Source organism: Clostridium sp. UBA4548, from assembly GCF_002387895.1.
Lineage (GTDB): Bacteria > Bacillota > Clostridia > Clostridiales > Clostridiaceae > Clostridium_J.
In genome coordinates this window covers 84,153-104,009 of sequence record NZ_DGLI01000037.1, presented here as the reverse complement: position 1 = coordinate 104,009, position 19,857 = coordinate 84,153, and the positions used below count along the sequence as shown (strand labels likewise).

The window sequence follows — 19,857 nt, the reverse complement described above, 5'->3', positions numbered from 1 at the left end:
TTAATATAGGAAACACAGATAAGACTTCAATTCTACCTAAAACTTCTCTTGGCACGCATAACGGCTTTAAGGATAAATTTTCACTGAGAAAGCCTATATAATACTTACTATATTTTATGAATCAGTATCTTTTCTGCATCTAATTATATCATGAATTATTTTCTTTAATAAATACCTTATTATAAATGAAAAACCATACAGCCTTTTAATGTTGCCGTATGGTTCTAATTGATTGTAAAACATTACTCCACAGAATAGCCTGTATTCTCAATGCAAGCCTTTATTTGTTCTGAACTTGCTGGTGAGTTATATTCAACCTCAACAGTTCCTCTAGAAAGGTCTATAGCAATTTGTTGAACTCCCTGCATTTTTTCTAAAGCATTGTGAAGTTGTGTTTTGCTTTGAGAGCTTGCCATACCTGAAACATTATAATGCACATTTTCCATAGTAAATCTCCTTCCATACAATAACTTTTATAGCTTTTTAAACATAATATTTTCATCAGTTATAGTATGAATTTTAAGAAGTATTTTTATCCATGAAAATTACACTACATGACAAGCTACACTATGACCATTTCCCATAGGTCTCATTATGGGTTCTTCTTCTTTACATCTCTTTGTTGCGTACTTACATCTTGTCCTGAATCTGCAACCAGAAGGTGGATTCAACGGACTTGGCACATCTCCTATTAAAATTTCCCTTTCAGTTTTTAAGGATAAATCTGGGTCTGGTATAGGAATAGAAGAAAGCAATGCCTTAGTATATGGGTGTATGGAATTTTTATAAACTTCTTCTGCTTCACCAATTTCCACTAATTTCCCTAAATACATAACTCCAATTCTATTAGATATGTGTCTAACCATGGAAAGGTCATGGGCAATGAATAAGTAAGTTATCCCAAGGTCACTTTGTAAATCTTCTAATAAATTTATTACTTGGGCTTGTACAGAAACATCTAAGGCAGATATTGGTTCATCACAAAAGATAAACTCTGGTTTTACCGATAGTGCTCTAGCAATTCCAAGACGTTGTCTTTGTCCTCCACTAAATTCATGAGGATATCTATTTGCAAAGTCCTTATTTAATCCAACCTTTTCTAAAAGTTCATATACCATTTCTTCTTTTTCCTTAGATTTATATATATTGTGAATGTCCATTGGTTCTGAAATAATTTGTTTTACAGTCATATTAGGATTTAGTGATGCGTAAGGATCTTGGAATATAACTTGCATTCTTTTTCTAAATTCTTTTAACTCCCTTTCCTTCATTGATCCTATTTCGTTACCACTAAAAATTATTTCTCCCCCAGTAGGCTCATAAAGTCTTGTTAGTGTTCTTCCTAAAGTAGATTTTCCACAACCTGATTCACCAACTAATCCTAAAGTTTCACCCTTTTTTATGTGAAAACTTACATCATCCACAGCCTTTACATACTGTTTTGTCTTTTTAAAAATCCCTTGTTCTATAGAAAAATACTTTTTTAAATTTTTCACTTCTATTAATGTGTCATCGCTCATTCTTTTCACCTACTTATTTTTCATAGTCTTTGTTACTACCTAATAGCCAGCACATAGCTCTATGTTCTTCTTCTATACGAAAGTAAGAAGGACATTTATCCTTACATATATCTATAGCTTTTATGCATCTATCCTTAAAAGGGCAACCTTTGGGTGGATTTATTAAACTTGGTGGTGTGCCTTCAATGGGAACCAATCTTTCCTTTTCTCCATCTACTCCTTTAGGTATTGAGCTTAATAGCCCTATGGTATAAGGATGTTTTGGATTATGAAATATCTGATTTACTGTACCTTCTTCCATAATCATTCCCCCATACATAACCATAACCTTATTACAGGTTTCAGCTACTACACCTAAGTCATGAGTTATTAAAAGTACAGAAGAGTTTACATTTTTATCCTTAAGTTTCTTAATTAATTTAAGGATTTGTGCTTGTATAGTCACATCAAGTGCAGTAGTGGGCTCATCCGCAATAAGTAAATCTGGTTCACAACTTATTGCCATAGCAATAAGTGCTCTTTGCCTCATGCCCCCACTAAACTCATGGGGATAATTATCTATCCTTTTTTCTGGAGAAGGAATTCCAACTATTCTTAGCATTTCTATTGCTTTTTCTCTGCTTTTTTCCTTACTAAGACCTTCATGTCTTGTAATAACTTCTGTTATTTGCTGCCCTATGGTATAAACTGGATTTAAGGCCGTCATAGGATCTTGAAATATCATAGATATTTTCTTGCCCCTAATTTTCATCATTTCCTTTTGAGATTTTTTAATTAAATCTTCCCCATTAAACACTATTTCACCTGAAACTATCTTACCTGGTTTTCTTATTAGCCCCATAATAGACTTTGAAGTAACACTTTTACCACTACCTGATTCACCTACAAGTCCTACTATTTCTCCTCTATTTATAGAAAAATCTATTCCTCTAATAGCTTCCACTTCTCCTTTATGAGTAAAAAAGGAGGTTTTGAGATTCTTTACTTCTAATATCTGTTGCCACATATCTTCACCTCATTTTATTAAAATTCTGCCAATGACTTTCTTAAAGCCTTTTCTAAGTAGAAAACTTATTTCATACTATAACTAAGCTCTTATCTCTTATTTGCCTTTGGTTCAAAAGTAGATCTCAATATATCGCCTAGAACATTAAAACTAAGTACTGTTAAAAGTATTAATAGCCCTGGAAAAATGGAAAGATAAGCTGCATTTGCAATATATCCTTGTGCATCCTTTAACATGCTCCCCCAAGAAGCATTAGGCTGCTGAACTCCAAGGCCTAAGAAGCTAAGCGAAGATTCCATTAATATTGCAGAAGCAATATTAATAGTTGCTGTTACTATTACTGTGGGAATAATACTTGGAATTATGTGCTTTATTATAATTTTCGCTGGGGTTTCCCCTGATACCTTAGAATATAGTACATACTCTCTCTCCTTTACTGAAAGAGTTTCAGCTCTTACAATTCTAGCTATGCTCATCCAACTTAAAAAACCAATGACAAGAATTACATTCTTTATTCCTGGTTCTAAATAAGAATTTATTATCAAAATAAGAAAGAAAGTAGGAATGCACATTAATATGTCAATGACTCTCATGATGATGTTATCAAGTTTCCCACCAAAATAACCACTTATTGCGCCTACAACAGTGCCAATAACCACAGAAATTATCATGGACATTAATCCTACCGTTAAAGAAATCCTACCACCATATAGTGCTCTAGTAAAATAATCTCTTCCTAAATTATCAGTTCCAAAAAAATGGGTTCCACTTGGTTTTAATAATCCTTTAGTTACTTCAACCTTATTAGGGTCATAAGGAGCTAAAAAGGCAAGACTAGCTGCTACTACAAAGACAATAACTATAAAAATTGCTACTAATCCTAGTTTATTTTCCCTGAGCTGTATTTTTAAATTCTCCAACTTTCTACTCTTCATTATTTCACCTCCATCCTAATTTTTAATCCTTGGATCAACTTTTGCATATAAAACATCTGCTATTAAATTTCCTAAAATCAACATTAATGAAGAAAATATAGTTATGCCCATAATAACAGGGTAATCAAAGCTAAATATAGATTTAATCCCTAATTGCCCCATACCAGGCCAACCAAATACTGTTTCCGTAATAAATGCTCCACTTATTAATTGCGGAAGAGACATCCCCAATATAGTAATTACAGGAAGCAATGTGTTTTTAAATACATGTTTAAATAATACCTTCTTAGTGCTTGCTCCATAAGCATATTGAGTTACTACATAATCCTCCTCCAATTGGCTTATAGTACTCGATCTAATGTATCTCATGTAAACTGATAAGTTAGAAAAACTAAGTACAATACATGGAAGTATACCATGCCTTATCACATCTAAAGTTGAATTTACTCCTATAGTTCTCATTCCTACACTTGGAAGTAATCTAAGTTTAACAGAAAAGATATATATTAAAATGATGGCAAACCAAAAGCTTGGGATTGATATGCCAATATAAGACATAACATTTAATACTTTATCTATTATGGAATTTCTATAGTAAGCAGCAATAAGACCTAAAGGAATAGCAAGAATTAAGGAAAGTAATAGAGCTGATCCCATAAGTCCTAATGTTGCAGGTATTTTTTCTAGGATAATATCAGTTACTGGCTGATAATTTATTAATGAAAATCCTAAGTTTCCTTTAACCGCATTTTTAATCCAATTGATGTACTGAATAAAAATAGATTGATCTAATCCTAAGTTATGCCTTACCCTTTCCACATCTTCTGGGCTCATTGTAGGGGTTATATAAGATTGAATTGGATCTCCTGGTGCTAATTGCATTAATATAAAAGAAACTACCGATATGAATAAAACCATAGGAATAACTTCGAATAGCCTCTTTTTTATATTACTTTTCATTCTCTTCACCTCTTAAAATATATTTAACTTCTAAGATTATGTTTAATTTCTCAAACCTTATGTAGTTGTTAAACTTTAACTCTTAAATTGCCTTCATGCAAAAAAGTAGAGGGGGGGAATCCCATCTACTCTTTCAATTTTAGCAACTATATTTGTTCATCTAATAATTATTTTTGCATGTTTAATTTAGATAAATCTCTAAACATAAATATTGGAACTAACTTAGCATCTTTTACTCCACCATATTGTTTTCCAATAGCCACTACTGATTTTGGATAAGCCATTGGATATACTGCTAAATCATCTACTAATACTTGTTGAATTTCCTTATAAATAGCCTCTCTCTTAGCTTGATCAGTTTCTACTGCACCTTTTGCAAATAGCTCATCTACTTTAGGACTTTTAAAATCTCCTGTATTATATGGTTGTCCAGAAACGAATACACTTTTATAAGAATCTGGTTCAACACCCATTACATAGCCATTTAATGCTAAGTCGAATTCCTTATTATTTTTAGGATCAAATAACTTTCCTACAAAGGCAGTTCTTTCCATTGGAACAAGTTCCACAGTTATTCCTATTTCTTTTAAATTTTGTTGAATTATTAAAGCTTCTGACTCTAAAGTTCCTTTATTGTTTGAATATCCTAATTTTAATTTTAAATCTTTTACTTTAGCTTTAGTTAATAGCTCTTTTGCTTTTTCTACATTAAAATCAAATTTATTTACTTCTTCACTATAGTATTTTGTATCCGGAGTAAATACTGAATAAGCCTTAGATGCAAACTCTTCAGACTTGTAGGCAGCCTTTATAAGTTCATCTTTGTTGATAGCATAAGCAATAGCTTGTCTTACATCTTTATTCTTTAAAGCTTCATTGTTTTGTTGTAAAAATACTAAGTTATCAAGCATACCTTCATTGTAAGTTTCAACTTGAAGATTTCCTGTAGCTTTCATATTTTCAACATCATTTGGAGTTATGTATTTTGCTCCTACTTCACCATTTTGTAATGCTATATTTGCAGTATTATTATCACCTAATATTCTATATACTACAGAGTCTAAGCTTGGTTTTCCTCCAACATAATCATCAAATCTTTCTAAAACAATACTCTCACCTTTTTTATGCTCCTTAAACTTAAATGGCCCAGAGCCAATTGGGTTTGCATTTTTAGCACTTTTAGCTAAATCTGCTTCACCATTGTAAATGTGCTTTGGTATCGGTAAAACTTGAGTTAAAGAAGATATAAAAGTAGACGATACTGTTGGTAATTTAAATTCCACTGTTTTATCATCTATTTTTTTAACTTCAATAGCCTTATCATTATAAACAAATAAATCTCTTAAAAAAGTATTTTGACTTTTATCTAGTATCTTTTCCATTGTAAACACAACATCATCAGCAGTAATAGGCTGTCCATCATGCCATTTTAAATTGTTTTTTAAAACTAACTTATAAGTTAACTTATCCTCTGAAGGTTTTAAGCTTTCAGCAAGAAAATAAGTCAAATCTCCATTGCTTTCTTCTACATAAAGTGGAGCAAATAGAGTATTATTAACTGTCATTGAAACTCTGTCACTAGAAAATAAAGGGTTTAAACTATTTGGGTCTCCACCCACTACAATAGCAATTGAACCTCCAGCTTGTTTTTCAGTAGCTGTATTTGTTCCTTGACTTTCTGCCTTGCTTCCACATCCAACAGCAAATAGCATGCTAGTCACAACAAGTGTAGATAGCAATCTTTTAAATTTCATTTCAATTCCTCCTTATAAATCCTTAGATTTATCTCAACAATTTGTAATGTTAGCATAGTAGAAAATTTATGTGAAATTGCATTTTCCAATCTTTCCTCTAAACCCTATTCATTTTTTCTATAGAATTTTTAAACAAATTATAAATAGTCAAAAACTAATTTGATAAACCTGTTGCTCCATCTCGGTTTGTACTTAATTTTAAATTGTTAACATAAGTATACGATTACAAATATTTATAACAGTATATTCTTCTAGTTATTTAAAATATAAATACTCACCCTACACTTTATTAAAATATTAAATCCATATATATTTACAATCTGTAAACTTTTATAACCTTTTATTAACATGCCTATCAATTTCTTATGCAATATCTAAAACAATCTATTCTCCATTGATTTTTATAAATATGTTACTTCACAATTTTCTCTATATGCAAAGACTTCATACTCACCTTTTCAAAGCTTAATAAAAGTTACCATAAAAAATAGAGCTACCAACAATTTTCCTTGTTAGTAGCTTATACTTTTCAATATACTAATTCAGTTTACCATAAAAAAATTGCAACAAACTTTAAAACTATGCCACTATTTACTGTGAATTATCTTCCTTCAAAGGCAATAGGATTGTTATTTTAGTTCCATGCCCCAGCTTACTCTGAACTTCAATTTTCCCCTTATGCTTTATAATTATCCACTTAGCTATAGATAGCCCAAGACCTGTTCCTCCACTTTCCTTAGTCCTTGATTTATCAGCTCTATAAAATCTATCAAAGATAAAGGGTAAATCCTCCTTGGATATACCAGCACCTGTGTCTTCTACTTCTAATACTAGTTTTTTTTCCTTAACATAGGAATTTATTTTTATAGTTCCCTGCTCTTCCGTATACTTTATGCTATTATCTATAAATACTCTTAAAGCTTCCTTTAAAAGACTTCTATCACCATTTATACTTATTTCTTCGTTATGCATATTTAAAATCTCATGATTAGGAGCAATTAATTTTGTTTCTTTAATTACTTCTCCTATTAGTTCATTTACCTTAAAGTCTACCATTTCAACCTTTTGAGTATGCTTATCACTTCTAGCTAAAAATAATAATTGTTCAACCAAGGTTTTCATAGCCTCAGCTTCAGATTTTATAGCACCGATGGCTTCATCTAGGACTTCTTTATCTTCTTTTCCCCATCTATCTAATAGATTTGCATATCCTTGAATTACGGCAATGGGTGTTCTTAACTCATGAGAAGCATCAGATACAAACTGATTTTGAGCTTCATAAGTTCTTTGAAGTCTGTCTAACATATCATTAAAGGTTTTAGCTAAATCCTTTAATTCATCCTTTGATCCACTAACATTGAGCCTAGTATTTAAATCCTGCGCAGATATATTCTCAATGGTTTCATTCATTTTTTTAACTGGAAGTAGTAACTTTTTACTTACCCTGCCTCCAATGGGTATTAAAATCAGAAGCAAAACTATATCTGATATTATAGTAATGGCAAGAATAATGCCAATATACGGACTTACCTCTACAGTATTTTGTATAAAACTAATATAAACCTTACTTCCATCAGCAGCTATGTTTGTTGAATGCTGATGAATAAAATATAAAAAACCACCTACCACCATAGCATTTGAAAGAATTAATAAAGTAGAAAAAATAAAAACGTAAAAAGTAGTGATTTTAAAGCTTATAGAAAAACGGAGCCTGTCATTTATATATTGAAGCCCTTTCACAAACAGCTTTGGAAGAAGTCCAATTAGATTCATAAGGATTTTAAAAACCCCTAAAATTGCTTCTTTTATTAAGGTCTTTAATTCATTATCTTTCTTCATACTTTAACATATATCCCACCCCTCTAATGGTGTGAATGAACTTTCTATTATATTTATCGTCAATTTTACTTCTTAAATATCTAATATACACATCTACCACATTAGTATCTCCAAAGTAATCAAACTCCCATACAGCTTCAAGAATCTTATCCCTTGAAAGTGCGATATTTTTGTTCTTTAAAAGATATACTAATAGGTCAAATTCTCTTTTAGTTAAATCTATTAAATTATTATCGTAAGTAGCAGTATGCTTTTCTAAATCAACTGAAAGCTTCTCTAGTTTTAACACTGCTGATGTGGCTTCTTCTACTTTCTTTCTCTTTAAAGCTACTCTAATTCTAGCAAGAAGCTCTTCGATAGCAAAGGGTTTTGTTACGTAATCATCGGCTCCATTATCAAGACCCATAACCTTATCCATAATATCATCCTTAGCTGTAAGCATTATTACAGGCACTTCAGAGCTTTGTCTAAGTCTTCTTAAAACCTCAATACCATTTAAAGAAGGCAGCATGATATCTAAAATAATTAAATCAAAGCCTCCTGAAAGAGCTTTTTCTAGTCCTTCTCTACCATCATGAGCTTGTTCCACCAAGTACCCCTCATATTTAAGTTCTAGCTCTACAAAACGAGCAATTTTAACTTCATCCTCTACAATTAAAATTTTTTGGCCTGCCATGTTAAATCCTCCACTACAGTTTAATTAGACATCTTTCACTTTTTATTTATTTTCTGATGACTAATCCTTATTCTAAAATCTTTACCTATAATTATACTTTAAATTTACTGTAGTGGATATATGGAAATGACCTACATTTCCCATGTAGGTCACTTAATTAAATGTTATTCTCATTTCCATTTTCAGGTGTAGCAGCTTTATTCTCTGAAAAATCCTTTTTAACATTGTCAACAGTATTTGCTACTTTATCAAAAACATTGTTTACACCTGTGCAATCTCCATTTTTACCTTGAAACTTAACTCTGTGGCCTGTAAAGAAAGTAATTAATAATCCTATAACAGTTAAATATGGTGCAATAATTGTAATGATAACTGCTGCTGTTACTGGCATACTGAAAATTGTATTTTCTCTCTTTCTTATGATAAAAGATGTATTATTTCCCTTCTTCACAAGAGCTTTAAACTTATCCCATAAAGATGGTCTTTCTTCATATTGAGCACTACTTTTAAATTTCTTTTCTCTTTCTAAATATACTAAAGCTTCAACTATATCATCATTACACATTTCTAGTGCAGCTTTTGCATCCTCATAACTTACATTAGCTCTTCTTCTTACCTCATCAATATTTTCTAATCTTACTGTCATTTTTTATTCCTCCAAATATTTTATTGGTTTCTATCAACCTTATATTCTTATTATAGGAGGACAAGATTAAGGTAAAATTAATGAAAGATTAGAATTCCATTAGAAAAATAAAGAAATCTATTGAAAAACTAAAAGCTTTTTTTAATAAGCTAAATCCAGTAGTAAGCAAAAATATAGCTTTTCTACTGGATTTTTAACCTTTTAATTTAGTTTTGAAAACTTCTTATTTATTATTTTGAGAAAAGCCTTCAGGATTTTTACTTATTTCCTTACACATATTCACCAATACGTTACAGGTGTTTAGCAAATTCTCCTTCTTAATTTTATCTACAGTGTCCCTATCTGTATGGTAATTATTATCAGTACCATAGGCAAAACATGCTGCTGGTATTCCTACAGATTGAAAAGATGAATGGTCACTGTTTGGTTGTTCAGTTCTCTCATTTTTTAAGCTGAACTTATTGATACAGCTTACCGCTAAATCAGCTGGTAAGGATTTAACCCCTTCATCCATTGTGTGAACCATTAATGTATCTCCTACTCCAACCATATCAAGATTTAACATAGCCGCAATATTAGCCTTCTCCTCTGAGCTTAAAGCTTCAACATAATACTTGGAACCAACGAGTCCAATTTCCTCTGCTCCAAAAGCAATAAACTTAACATCACAATCAAGGTTTTCTTTAGATAAAACCTTTGCTGCTTCTAGTACTGTGGCTATTCCAGAGGCATTATCATTTGCTGCTGGGGTGTCAACTCCATCATAATGTGCGCCAACTACAATATGTTTACCCTTGCTTTCCTTTTTAGATTTCATAGTTGCAATTATATTTGTAGAGGAAGCTTCCTTAAATTCACTATCAACCTTTAAAGTGACTTTTAGTGACTTTCCTTCCTCAAGCTGCTTCACAAGCTTTTCCGCATCAGGTTTTCTTATTGACACAGCTGGCATATTGGAAAGTTGTCCTAAAGTGGCTGATATAAAATCCTCATTTGCAGAATCATAAAAAATTGCTCCCACAGCACCTTTTTTAAATGCTCTTTCCACCTTTATTTTAAAATAATCTTCCCCTCGTTTCATCAGCACAAGCTTGCCTTTAACATCTTTATTTTCTAAATCAGCATGACTTCCCATACCTACATCAACAAGTTCTGCAGTGACACCTTCCTTAGGAGTACCTTTAGTAAACTGTAAAGACTTGGAGTCAATTTTTTCATTTTCACCAATGCTAAGTTCAGTACTATTACATAAGTATGAAGTTATTGGAAAGCTTTGTTCTGTTACCTCAAATCCCATTTCCTGAAATTGCTTTTTTATATATTGTGCTGTGTTTTTTTCTCCATCAAAGCCTGTAACCCTTGCATTATCTGTAGCTGAAAATCTTTCAATTGTGCTGTAAATATTCTCTTCTGAGATTTTTTCTTTAAAGTCAGTAAAAGTAATGGTATCAAAATTAACCACAGCCTCAGAACTATTTTTATTATCTTTCCCCTTGCAAGCTGTAAATGATAAAGTAAAAGATAGAGCACATGCCATAGCAACAAGTTTTTTACTCCTTCTCATTTTACCCCTCCCCAAAATAATAACTTTATTATACTATTCACTTTACATAGTATATTTTTATATTAATTTTTAGCCATATCTTTAGTTGTATTTAACTTATTTATTTCACACTTAATAACTTGCCCCATTAATCCCTCCTTGTTTTTTCCTTTATAGTCAATTCATTAATTTATTTTATATATTCTACATTTCTTAATTGTATTCCTTTATATGTACTAAATGTTACATATTGTAAACAATTTGGAATTCCATATAAAGTTCCTATTCTATTTCTAACCAATGTACCACCCTATCTTTCTGAAACCCTAATCCCATAGCAAGCTTCATTGAATTTTCATTACTTTCTTCTATGTGCACAAAAGGTATTTTTTGTGCATTTTTAACTTTTTTTATTATGTCTAAAGTTACTGCTTTTGCATATCCATTTTTCCTATGTTCAGACAAGACATGTAAAAAACCTATTGCTCCATCATCCTGTGTCATTCCCCAAGCTACCGGATTTCCCTTTATACGTACACAGGAACTTATTCCATTTGTTATGCGCTCTTTTATATAATCAATGGACAAGAACTCCTTATAATCAGAGTTATCGTAGATAAACTTGCTATCTTCTAATGTTAAATTCTCAGTTTTACATATAGATTTAGGCAAATCTACCTCCCTTATCAATACTAGTCTCGCAGTTGATAATTTCCATTTTACTTTGACTCCATCTGTTAAAATAGGAAGCATCCAATCTTCGATTATAGCGAAACATTTATCTTCTTTTGCTAATTTATTTTTTATTAACTGAAGTTCCTTTTTACACTTACTGCTAATATAAATCCATTTTCTATCACTTGTCCCTTTAATAAAAACAGAGTCTCCTATCTTTTCAATATAGTGGATTGGATAGCTTTCTATAAAGTTTATAATATTTAAATTATCACATTGATTCTTTTTTAAATGCTCTAATATTATTTTCTTATTGTTCATAAATTTACTCCCCCTAATATTAATCCTTACTTTTTTAATAACCTTCTATATTTTATAATTATAAAACAAAAGTTTTATTGTGGGCATAAAAACGACTCACATTTTTCATGTGAGCCATTTCAATTAATTTATGAAAAATTTCATTGAAAAACTCAGAAGGATAATCCCCCCATAAAAGAATGTGGAAATTATCCCTCCAATATATCCTTAAATATTATTTTCCTCATTAGGTTCTTCTCTATGACTTTTTTCCTCGGTAAAGTCCTTTTTAACATTATCAACAGTATTTGCAACCTTATCAAAAACACTGTTTACTCCTGTACAATCTCCATTCTTTCCTTGAAACTTTACTCTATGTCCAGTAAAGAAAGCTACTAATAAACCTCCAACAGTTACATAGGGAGCTATAACTGTGATAATAGTTGCTCCAGTTACTGGCATACTAAGTACCACATCTTCTTTCTTTTTCACCATAAACTTTGTGTTATTTCCCTTTTTTATAAGTTCTTTAACTTTTGTTCCAAAAGAAGTTTCTTCTCCACAACAAGAATTAGTCTTAAATTTCTTTTGTCTTTCTAAGTATACTAGAGCCTCAACTAAATCATCATTACACATCTCTAGTGCTGCTTTTGCATCCTCATAACTCACATTAGCTCTTCTTCTTACCTCATCAATATTTTCTAATCTTACTGTCATTTATAATTCCTCCAAATATTTTTATTGGTTTCTCTCAACCTTATAATCTTATTATAGGAGGGTAAGATTAAAGTAAAATTAGTGAAAGATTAGAATTAGATTAGAAAACTATTCATTTATAATTAATCCTTAAAAACTATTTTTCTTTTCACTATTGCAAAAAAAATTTGCTGAATAAATCAACAAACTCAACTTTCAATATTTTTCTATTATATTGTATCTTATTTATTGATGTAGTATTAAAAAGCACTTAATCATATGAACAGAATATATCTCTTTTATTAATCTCTTCCAAGATATTCTTCAAGACAAATCCTGTCTTTAGTGATTTTTTCTGCTGCCTCTTTCCCCACATATCTATAGTGCCAAGGCTCATATCCAATCCCTGTTATGTCGCTTTTGTTAGAAGGGTATCTGAGTATGAATCCATACTTATAGCAATTTTCCATCAACCAAATTTGCTCTGGCGTATTTTCTTGCTTTTTATCTAACTCTTGATATTTGGAGGAAACGATATCTACTGCTAACCCCAACTGATGCTCACTTGTACCTGGTATGGCTACCCAATTACCTGCCTTTGTCTTAGCCTCTTCTTCTGAGTAACCTTCCCTTTTATATTTTTCTACATCTGTATTATAAAGAGCCACTTGATTTGCATGGGTTCTATAAGATGCACAAATATATGGTGATAAACCAGCTGCCCTGGCATCATTCATCATATGTTGTAAATCTGAATAGACCCTCTCATCAACAGCATGTCCACCAGCTAGTTTAACTAGATTAACAGTAAAGTCATCTGGTATTTCATTATTTTTATTAACAAGCATTAAATTCCATTGTTCCTGATTTTGCTTACTCTTTGACTTTAACTTGGCTGAAATTTCATTTACTAATGCTTGACTTTCTTTTATATCCTTATTGCTATTAGCTATAGTGGAATCAGAATGGCTACTTTTATATATAAACTTATCACCTTTACTGGGTTTTATTGTTTCTCTTCCACCAATGAGAATTATGCTGCATAATACAACCACAAAACTAAGTTTTATCATGTTGTCTACATTCTTATTTTTTTCACTAAATTGTTTTCCTTGATCAAATTGTTCTTCACTCACTGCATAATCCCCCTCTCTAAAAAACATATTCCTAAATATCAATTATATTACAAATATTATTCCTGAAATAGACTAAAATACCTATCTACTCATTAATTTACTATTAAGTATTGTTAAAAATTTATTGCTCATCTGTAACAAATCATACTACATTTTATAGTCAATATGCAATAACACTATTACACATAATTTCAATTATTTATATATATTTAAAACTTAACTTTAAACTTTCATAAAACAAGCTGTATTAAACTATTTTTGTTTGTTAGTTTAGCTAATTATAGCATTTTTTGCAATATATTAACCATTATTAGCAATATCAATTGACTTTATTTAGGATACACTATCAATATAATATATTAGACTGAAATATATACCAAATTGTTTTTAACATTTAATCTGGTTTTTAAGTTGAATTTCAAATTTATTCACCTAAAAAACTTATGGAAACCAAGTCCCCAGTTGTAATCTAATATACTTTGACTTTTGTTTCCTATAGATGGAGCTAGCTTTATTATATATTTCTAAAATTAGTGAAATTCTGGAGGTAAAAATATGAAACTAAAGGAGTTATTAAAAAACTTACCTTATGAGGTTGTTCAAGGTAATGACAATATAGAAATTGAAAGCATAGGTTGGGATTCTAGAAGAGTAAATCCAAATTCCTTATTTATATGTGTTAAAAATAAAAATGTTGATAGACATGAGTTTGCAGCTTTAGCAATAAAAAAAGGAGCTACTGCATTAGTTATTGAGCATGATGTAGAAAATATTCCTGAAGATATTACAATTATTAAAGTTCCTAATTCTAAAAAAGCAATGGCTAATATTGCAAACATTTACTTCGGTGAACCCTCCAAAAAGTTCAATCTTATTGGCGTAACTGGCACTAACGGAAAAACTTCAGTTACTTACTTCGTTTCAAAGGTCTTAGAAAGTGCTGGTAAATTAACTGGAATAATAGGAACAATAGAAAATACAGTTGGTGGTAAGGTTCTTAAAACTGAAAAACTGAACCCCACTACTCCTGACTCTATTGAACTACAAAAGTCCTTTAAAGAAATAGCAGTGGTTGGGGCTTCCCATGTGGTTATGGAGGTTACCTCTTCAGCCCTTGATAAGGATAGAGTTCACCAATGCGAATTTCATATTGGAGCTTTTACAAACCTTACCCAAGATCATCTCGAAGAACATGGCACCATGGAAAATTATAAAAATGCAAAGCTTAAACTCTTTAAGATGTGTAAAAGGGCTTTAATTAATAATGATGAATCAGTTGCTGAGGAAATAAAAGCAATATCAACTGGTGAAGTTTACACCTATGGTATAGAAAAGGCCGCAAACTTCAAAGCTTCTGATATAATTTATGATTTAAATTTTGTAGAATTCACTTTAACCCTTAAAGATGAAGTAAAGAGGGTTAGATTTAATATACCAGGTAAGTTTAGTGTGTACAATGCTCTAGCAACTATTGGTATATGCTATCTAGCTGGCTTAGATCTTGATACAATAATTCACGGTTTAAAAAGCATTACAGGGGTTCCTGGAAGAATAGAAAAAGTACCAAATAATAAGGGTATATTAGCTGTGGTTGACTATGCTCACTCTCCTGACAGCCTTGAAAATATAATAAAAGCTATGAGAGAAATTTCTAAAGGAAAAATAATCACAGTATTTGGTTGTGGTGGTAATAGAGACAAAACAAAACGTCCTATAATGGGAGAAATAGCTGGAAACCTTTCTGATTTTGTTGTGATAACTTCAGATAATCCTAGAAAAGAAGATCCAATGACAATTATTAATGAAATTGAACAAGGCACATTAAAAACAACTTGTGATTACTTGAAAATAGAAGATAGAAAAGAGGCTATATTTACTGCCTTAGATAAGGCTAGTTCAGGGGATGTAGTGATCATCGCGGGAAAAGGCCATGAAACCTATCAAATCCTTGGAGACACTACTATACATTTTGATGATAAAGAAATTCTTATAGAATATTTCAACAGATAAATATTAAAGGAAGCAACATTTGCTTCCTTTAATTCTCATTAACTTATATTCTAGGCTTTACTTATCTATATAACCTGTATTTGTATTCGCTTCATTATTTAAGCTCATCCTTCTATTCTTACCAGTTCTCCTAAATCTTACAAAGATATACATAGCCATTATAAGCAAAATTCCTGTAGTTAAGATTTCTGTTTCGAACATGTCCCCCGAGCCTGATCCCACACTTCCTTTTACCATTAACCCTATTGCCGTTTCCCCTTTGCTCATTATTATCTCCTGAGTTAAGTTCCAGGTTAAGTGATAACCTATAGCTAGCATCAAAGAATTACTCTTATAAACAACTAAGCAAAGTAAGACTCCTATTATTCCTGCATTGATAAGCCCTACCCAAAATCCCTCACTCCCTGAGTATGTTCCAAAATGTAATCCTCCAAATATCACTGAAGAAATTATTAAAGCAATAGTTAATGAATATTTCTTTTCTAACTTTAAAAATATATATCCTCTAAATACAGCTTCTTCTAATAAGGCTACTGCTAGGAAGCCAATTGCCGCTGGTATTGCTATAACAATTGTTCTTCCTAGTTTAGCTGCATTAAAAGTTACTTCACCATATCCAAATATAATAACTAAAACTGGGTACATTACAGCAAGTACAATACCTAAAATTAATCCTTCTAAAAATAACTTTATACCCCTCTTATCAAAATGAATAAGAAATGAGCTTAATCCTTCACCACTTATAGCTTTTCTTATAGCTAAAACAATGCCAAAAATTATGAAATTGACAATGGCATTTGCTATACCATCAGCTGCCATACAAATCCCCCCTAAATCCCCTTAAATTAATAAATAGTAGATATATAGTAAATCAATTTTAGGCCATAACTTACTTATTGTATGTACCTTAGTTTCCCTAAGGCTTTTGAACATTAATAAAATAAAGTTTCACCATGAAAGCCCGTAGGTGAATACTTTACTTTAATTAAAGTTATATTGTGAAGTTACTTTTCACAGCGCTCCATTGATTATAATAGAGAAATTTTTTACCAAATGATTCCTTTTTCTAAAATATGTTCTAGCAGAGCTTCACACCCCTCTACAATATCTCCATAGGTTTCATGAAAATTCCCTGTATACCAAGGGTCAGCAATATCTCTTGGATTACTAGAAAAATCAAGTAATCTCCTAATCTTGCCAGCCTTATCTTCCCCCACAATACGCTGTGCATTCTTAATATTGTAACTTTCCATACAAAGAATATAATCATAATTTTCATAATCCCTTTTAGTAAGTTGAACTGCTGTCCTGCTGTCACAAGGAACTCCAACTTCCCTTAGCTTTTTTCTTGTTCCTAAGTGAACATCATTCCCTATTTCTTCTCTGCTGGTTGCAGAGGAAGATATAAGAAATATGTCCGAAAGCTTTTTCTCCTTTACCATGTGGCGAAATACAAATTCAGCCATAGGACTTCTACAAATATTACCATGACATACAAACATTACTTTTATCATATTTTCTATAACTCCTTACTTTAAATTATGAACAAGTTGATTTTATTCTACCACTTTAGAAAAAAAACTTATTTTATTATATAGAGAGCTCTTCTTTTCCTATGTGCTTTAAAGCTTTATTAAATACTTCTGGAAATAGCTTAGGATTACTTACTACTTCGTAAACTTTCTCTTTTCCGTATATATCATGAATTAATCCCCATATATTGCATCCGAAATAATAGTTTCTAGAATGCATGAGTTTTGGAACTTCACTCTTTTCCTGTTCATCAGTATATAAATTCAACCAATAATTTGATATGATTTCATTTAACTCATCAACGTTTTTAATCCTGCCTTCTCTAATAGATCTTATTTGGTCTTTAAAATTATCATGCATATGATTAAAATCATTTTCAAAGTATCTCCAAGTAAACTTATCTATTCCTATATTAGCTTCTCCTTTATATATGGAGCTAGTTAATATTCCTTGTCCATTATTACAATATTTTACTGCTAGTCCTTCAAAGGCAAGAAATAAATATAATTGCTCCTCTAGAGATAGGTCTCTTTCATATATTTTCTCAGTGAATTTATTGAAACCTATATGATGTACCTCATGTCCAATATAGCTTCTGAATATATTCATATCTACTACTTTAAAAAAATAAAGTATATCAAAATGCAAGTAGTGTTCATAAAACCAACCAAAACTGTTTCCTATGCTAATAGTGAATATAAAATCTAACCTATTAAAATTCACTTCTTCTGGCAATCCATTAAAGGTATACTGAAGCCCCTCTTTAAATATATTGACACTGAAATTTTTTAACTTTTCAATTTCTTTCTCATAAAAATCTAAGTTATTAAAAAGATAAGTGTATTGACCATGATGAATTTTTAATCTTTCATTCTTTATATCTGCTAAATCTAAATGAAAAAAATTCATGAAGTACTCTATAAACTCTTCCTTTTTTATACCACACATGGGTAAACCCTTCTGATTATATCTTTCAAACTCTACTTTATAATCATCATGGTTTAGTAATTCTTCTAACTCTGTTCTCTGTAGTTTTCCCTCTTTGTGCTTTCTGCAAAGCTCTAGCATTTTAGAAACTGTTTCATATCTAATGTTTATCTCCATAAAATCCCCACCCTTTATTTCTACTATTTTTCTAGTTATTGTTTCATCTTGCTTCTTTTACCAAATACTTTTCCTAACTTGCATTAATTAGTGTTTTTAATTCTACCCCTTATTTTTCTTGCAGCTTTTTAATATAAGGTTCAAAATACCTACCTATCTTTACAACTTCACCCATAACAGTGTTGATTTTTTCTTCCTCTAAGAACCAATTGCTTTCTTGAATATCCTTCTTATCTGGAACATATGCAACATAAAATTCTATATCCTTTGGAAATACTGATTGATAAGTTAATAATGCACGTCTTGAATGATATGCCTTACAAACTAATATAGCTTTTTTTACAGGTATCTTATTTTCTTTTATAACCTTCCATGAAAACTCTGCATTTTCAAAGGTATGTGACGCTTGGTCTTCCTTTAGTATTCGCTGTTCTGGTACCCCTAATTTTACTCCTATGGATTTTAAAAATTCCCATTCTGAGCTATAATCGGGTATTTTCGGATTGTAGTGACCACTTGGCAATATATATGGTGCTAGCCCCTGATTATATAATTCTGCTGCCTTTTCCATCAATTGGGGATGACTTCCCCCCGGCACTAAAATTATATCTGCAGTTTTTATTTCTGTTTTTACAAAAACTAAATCCGTTATACAATCAAAGGGATAATTCATTTTAAAACCTCCATTTATTTAGCTATGTCATATAACATCTTAAATTTTTACTGATTAAACACTTAGTAAAACTTAGCTTTACATCATAATTAAGGCTTGTCTAAATGAAGAGCCTCCTCATAAGTCATTACAGCTAAACTGGAAACTTATACTCAGATATTTCGCTGAAATTGCCATCAAAACAGTAATATACAGTATGTGCTTTTTTGGAGTATACTAACGAAAATGCTGTAACCCATTCATCATTTCGCTGACTTGCAGAGTTTAGTATATTAAATGCTCTGTTAATATCTAATTCCTCTACATTTGATAACTCCTTAGAAACTGCTTGATAGCGTGGACAATTACTTTCAACATTTTCATGTAACTGGTCCCATAAAGAAAAATTAGTCATAACGAAAAATGGTGAATCATTTACTGTATTATTTATATTTCCACGTCCAGGCTCCACCACCCAAACATTTGAATTTGCATCACAAATCATATTATGACAACTCCAGTCTGGTGTATTAACAACTTCAATATTAGCTAGGTACTCACCCAAATTCTCAGGATGAATTACTTCATTTATAATATCTGTAATGAGCTTAGTTGTATGGGTAACTTTTTTGCTTGATCTTCTATATAAACCTTTACCGTTTGAATCCACAACAAGGCTATTGAAAAACCTGCCACTGCTATCTACTCCAAAGGAAGGATATTTTCCACGTCCTCCATCAACAAGTACTGTGAACCACTTAGGATTCCTAGTATCTATTGCATATTTCATTCCATTATTGTCAAAATTCATTCCTATAATTGTATCTTCTCCTCTATAAATAAAACTTGTACACATAAATATCATCTCCTCT

19 protein-coding genes are annotated in these 19,857 nt (G+C 31.1%); 1 reads left to right on the top strand and 18 read right to left on the bottom strand.

Going from position 1 to position 19,857, the window contains the following annotated elements; genetic code table 11:
• Positions 1-242: 242 nt before the first annotated feature.
• The 13 genes from B3040_RS14010 to B3040_RS13950 form a co-directional block, all read right to left on the bottom strand.
• The gene (locus B3040_RS14010) at positions 243-446 is read right to left on the bottom strand and encodes a heavy-metal-associated domain-containing protein (protein ID WP_291574398.1); all 204 of its coding nucleotides are present in this window, start codon (positions 444-446) and stop codon (positions 243-245) included.
• A gap of 99 nt (positions 447-545) precedes the next feature.
• A complete protein-coding gene (locus B3040_RS14005) occupies positions 546-1,520 on the bottom strand; it encodes an ABC transporter ATP-binding protein (RefSeq protein ID WP_291574396.1) in 975 nt (324 codons plus the stop codon).
• A gap of 13 nt (positions 1,521-1,533) precedes the next feature.
• Entirely contained in the window at positions 1,534-2,526 is a 993-nt protein-coding gene (locus B3040_RS14000; RefSeq protein WP_291574393.1) for an ABC transporter ATP-binding protein, read from the bottom strand.
• Positions 2,527-2,615: 89 nt separating this feature from the next.
• Positions 2,616-3,461 (bottom strand): ABC transporter permease, encoded by an 846-nt coding sequence (locus tag B3040_RS13995; RefSeq protein WP_291574391.1) that lies wholly within the window; start codon positions 3,459-3,461, stop codon positions 2,616-2,618.
• A gap of 15 nt (positions 3,462-3,476) precedes the next feature.
• A complete protein-coding gene (locus B3040_RS13990; RefSeq protein ID WP_291574389.1) occupies positions 3,477-4,421 on the bottom strand; it encodes an ABC transporter permease in 945 nt (314 codons plus the stop codon).
• Between the two features lie 167 nt (positions 4,422-4,588).
• Positions 4,589-6,175: an ABC transporter substrate-binding protein gene (locus B3040_RS13985; protein ID WP_291574365.1), complete on the bottom strand. Its 1,587-nt coding sequence runs from the start codon at positions 6,173-6,175 to the stop codon at positions 4,589-4,591.
• 591 nt (positions 6,176-6,766) lie between these two features.
• The gene (locus B3040_RS13980; protein WP_291574363.1) at positions 6,767-8,014 is read right to left on the bottom strand and encodes a sensor histidine kinase; all 1,248 of its coding nucleotides are present in this window, start codon (positions 8,012-8,014) and stop codon (positions 6,767-6,769) included.
• Positions 8,001-8,690, bottom strand: coding sequence for a response regulator transcription factor (locus tag B3040_RS13975; protein WP_291574361.1), 690 nt, complete (start codon positions 8,688-8,690; stop codon positions 8,001-8,003). Before B3040_RS13975 ends, B3040_RS13980 begins: the two co-directional genes overlap by 14 nt.
• Before the next feature lie 157 nt (positions 8,691-8,847).
• Positions 8,848-9,336: a DUF4342 domain-containing protein gene (locus tag B3040_RS13970; RefSeq protein ID WP_291574359.1), complete on the bottom strand. Its 489-nt coding sequence runs from the start codon at positions 9,334-9,336 to the stop codon at positions 8,848-8,850.
• Between the two features lie 223 nt (positions 9,337-9,559).
• The gene (locus tag B3040_RS13965; RefSeq protein ID WP_291574357.1) at positions 9,560-10,900 is read right to left on the bottom strand and encodes a M20/M25/M40 family metallo-hydrolase; all 1,341 of its coding nucleotides are present in this window, start codon (positions 10,898-10,900) and stop codon (positions 9,560-9,562) included.
• A 261-nt stretch (positions 10,901-11,161) separates the two neighbouring features.
• On the bottom strand, positions 11,162-11,875 hold the full coding sequence (locus tag B3040_RS13960) for a GNAT family N-acetyltransferase (RefSeq protein ID WP_291574355.1): 714 nt from the start codon (positions 11,873-11,875) through the stop codon (positions 11,162-11,164).
• 207 nt (positions 11,876-12,082) lie between these two features.
• Entirely contained in the window at positions 12,083-12,571 is a 489-nt protein-coding gene (locus tag B3040_RS13955) for a DUF4342 domain-containing protein (RefSeq protein ID WP_291574353.1), read from the bottom strand.
• Positions 12,572-12,852: 281 nt separating this feature from the next.
• Entirely contained in the window at positions 12,853-13,686 is an 834-nt protein-coding gene (locus tag B3040_RS13950; RefSeq protein WP_291574350.1) for a M15 family metallopeptidase, read from the bottom strand.
• A gap of 555 nt (positions 13,687-14,241) precedes the next feature.
• Between B3040_RS13950 and B3040_RS13945 the strand changes: the two genes are divergently transcribed.
• Positions 14,242-15,696: a UDP-N-acetylmuramoyl-L-alanyl-D-glutamate--2,6-diaminopimelate ligase gene (locus B3040_RS13945; RefSeq protein WP_291574348.1), complete on the top strand. Its 1,455-nt coding sequence runs from the start codon at positions 14,242-14,244 to the stop codon at positions 15,694-15,696.
• A gap of 57 nt (positions 15,697-15,753) precedes the next feature.
• Here B3040_RS13945 and B3040_RS13940 read toward each other — a convergent pair whose 3' ends face one another.
• The 5 genes from B3040_RS13940 to B3040_RS13920 all read right to left on the bottom strand — a co-directional run bounded on the left by B3040_RS13940 (position 15,754) and on the right by B3040_RS13920 (position 19,841).
• On the bottom strand, positions 15,754-16,515 hold the full coding sequence (locus B3040_RS13940) for a CPBP family intramembrane glutamic endopeptidase (RefSeq protein ID WP_291574346.1): 762 nt from the start codon (positions 16,513-16,515) through the stop codon (positions 15,754-15,756).
• Between the two features lie 227 nt (positions 16,516-16,742).
• On the bottom strand, positions 16,743-17,210 hold the full coding sequence (locus B3040_RS13935; RefSeq protein WP_291574344.1) for a low molecular weight protein-tyrosine-phosphatase: 468 nt from the start codon (positions 17,208-17,210) through the stop codon (positions 16,743-16,745).
• 76 nt (positions 17,211-17,286) lie between these two features.
• Positions 17,287-18,333, bottom strand: a complete 1,047-nt coding sequence (locus B3040_RS13930) for a DUF5700 domain-containing putative Zn-dependent protease (protein ID WP_291574342.1) — start codon at positions 18,331-18,333, stop codon at positions 17,287-17,289.
• 109 nt (positions 18,334-18,442) lie between these two features.
• Positions 18,443-19,006: a YdcF family protein gene (locus tag B3040_RS13925; protein ID WP_291574340.1), complete on the bottom strand. Its 564-nt coding sequence runs from the start codon at positions 19,004-19,006 to the stop codon at positions 18,443-18,445.
• Between the two features lie 133 nt (positions 19,007-19,139).
• The gene (locus B3040_RS13920) at positions 19,140-19,841 is read right to left on the bottom strand and encodes a hypothetical protein (protein WP_291574338.1); all 702 of its coding nucleotides are present in this window, start codon (positions 19,839-19,841) and stop codon (positions 19,140-19,142) included.
• Positions 19,842-19,857 lie beyond the last annotated feature (16 nt).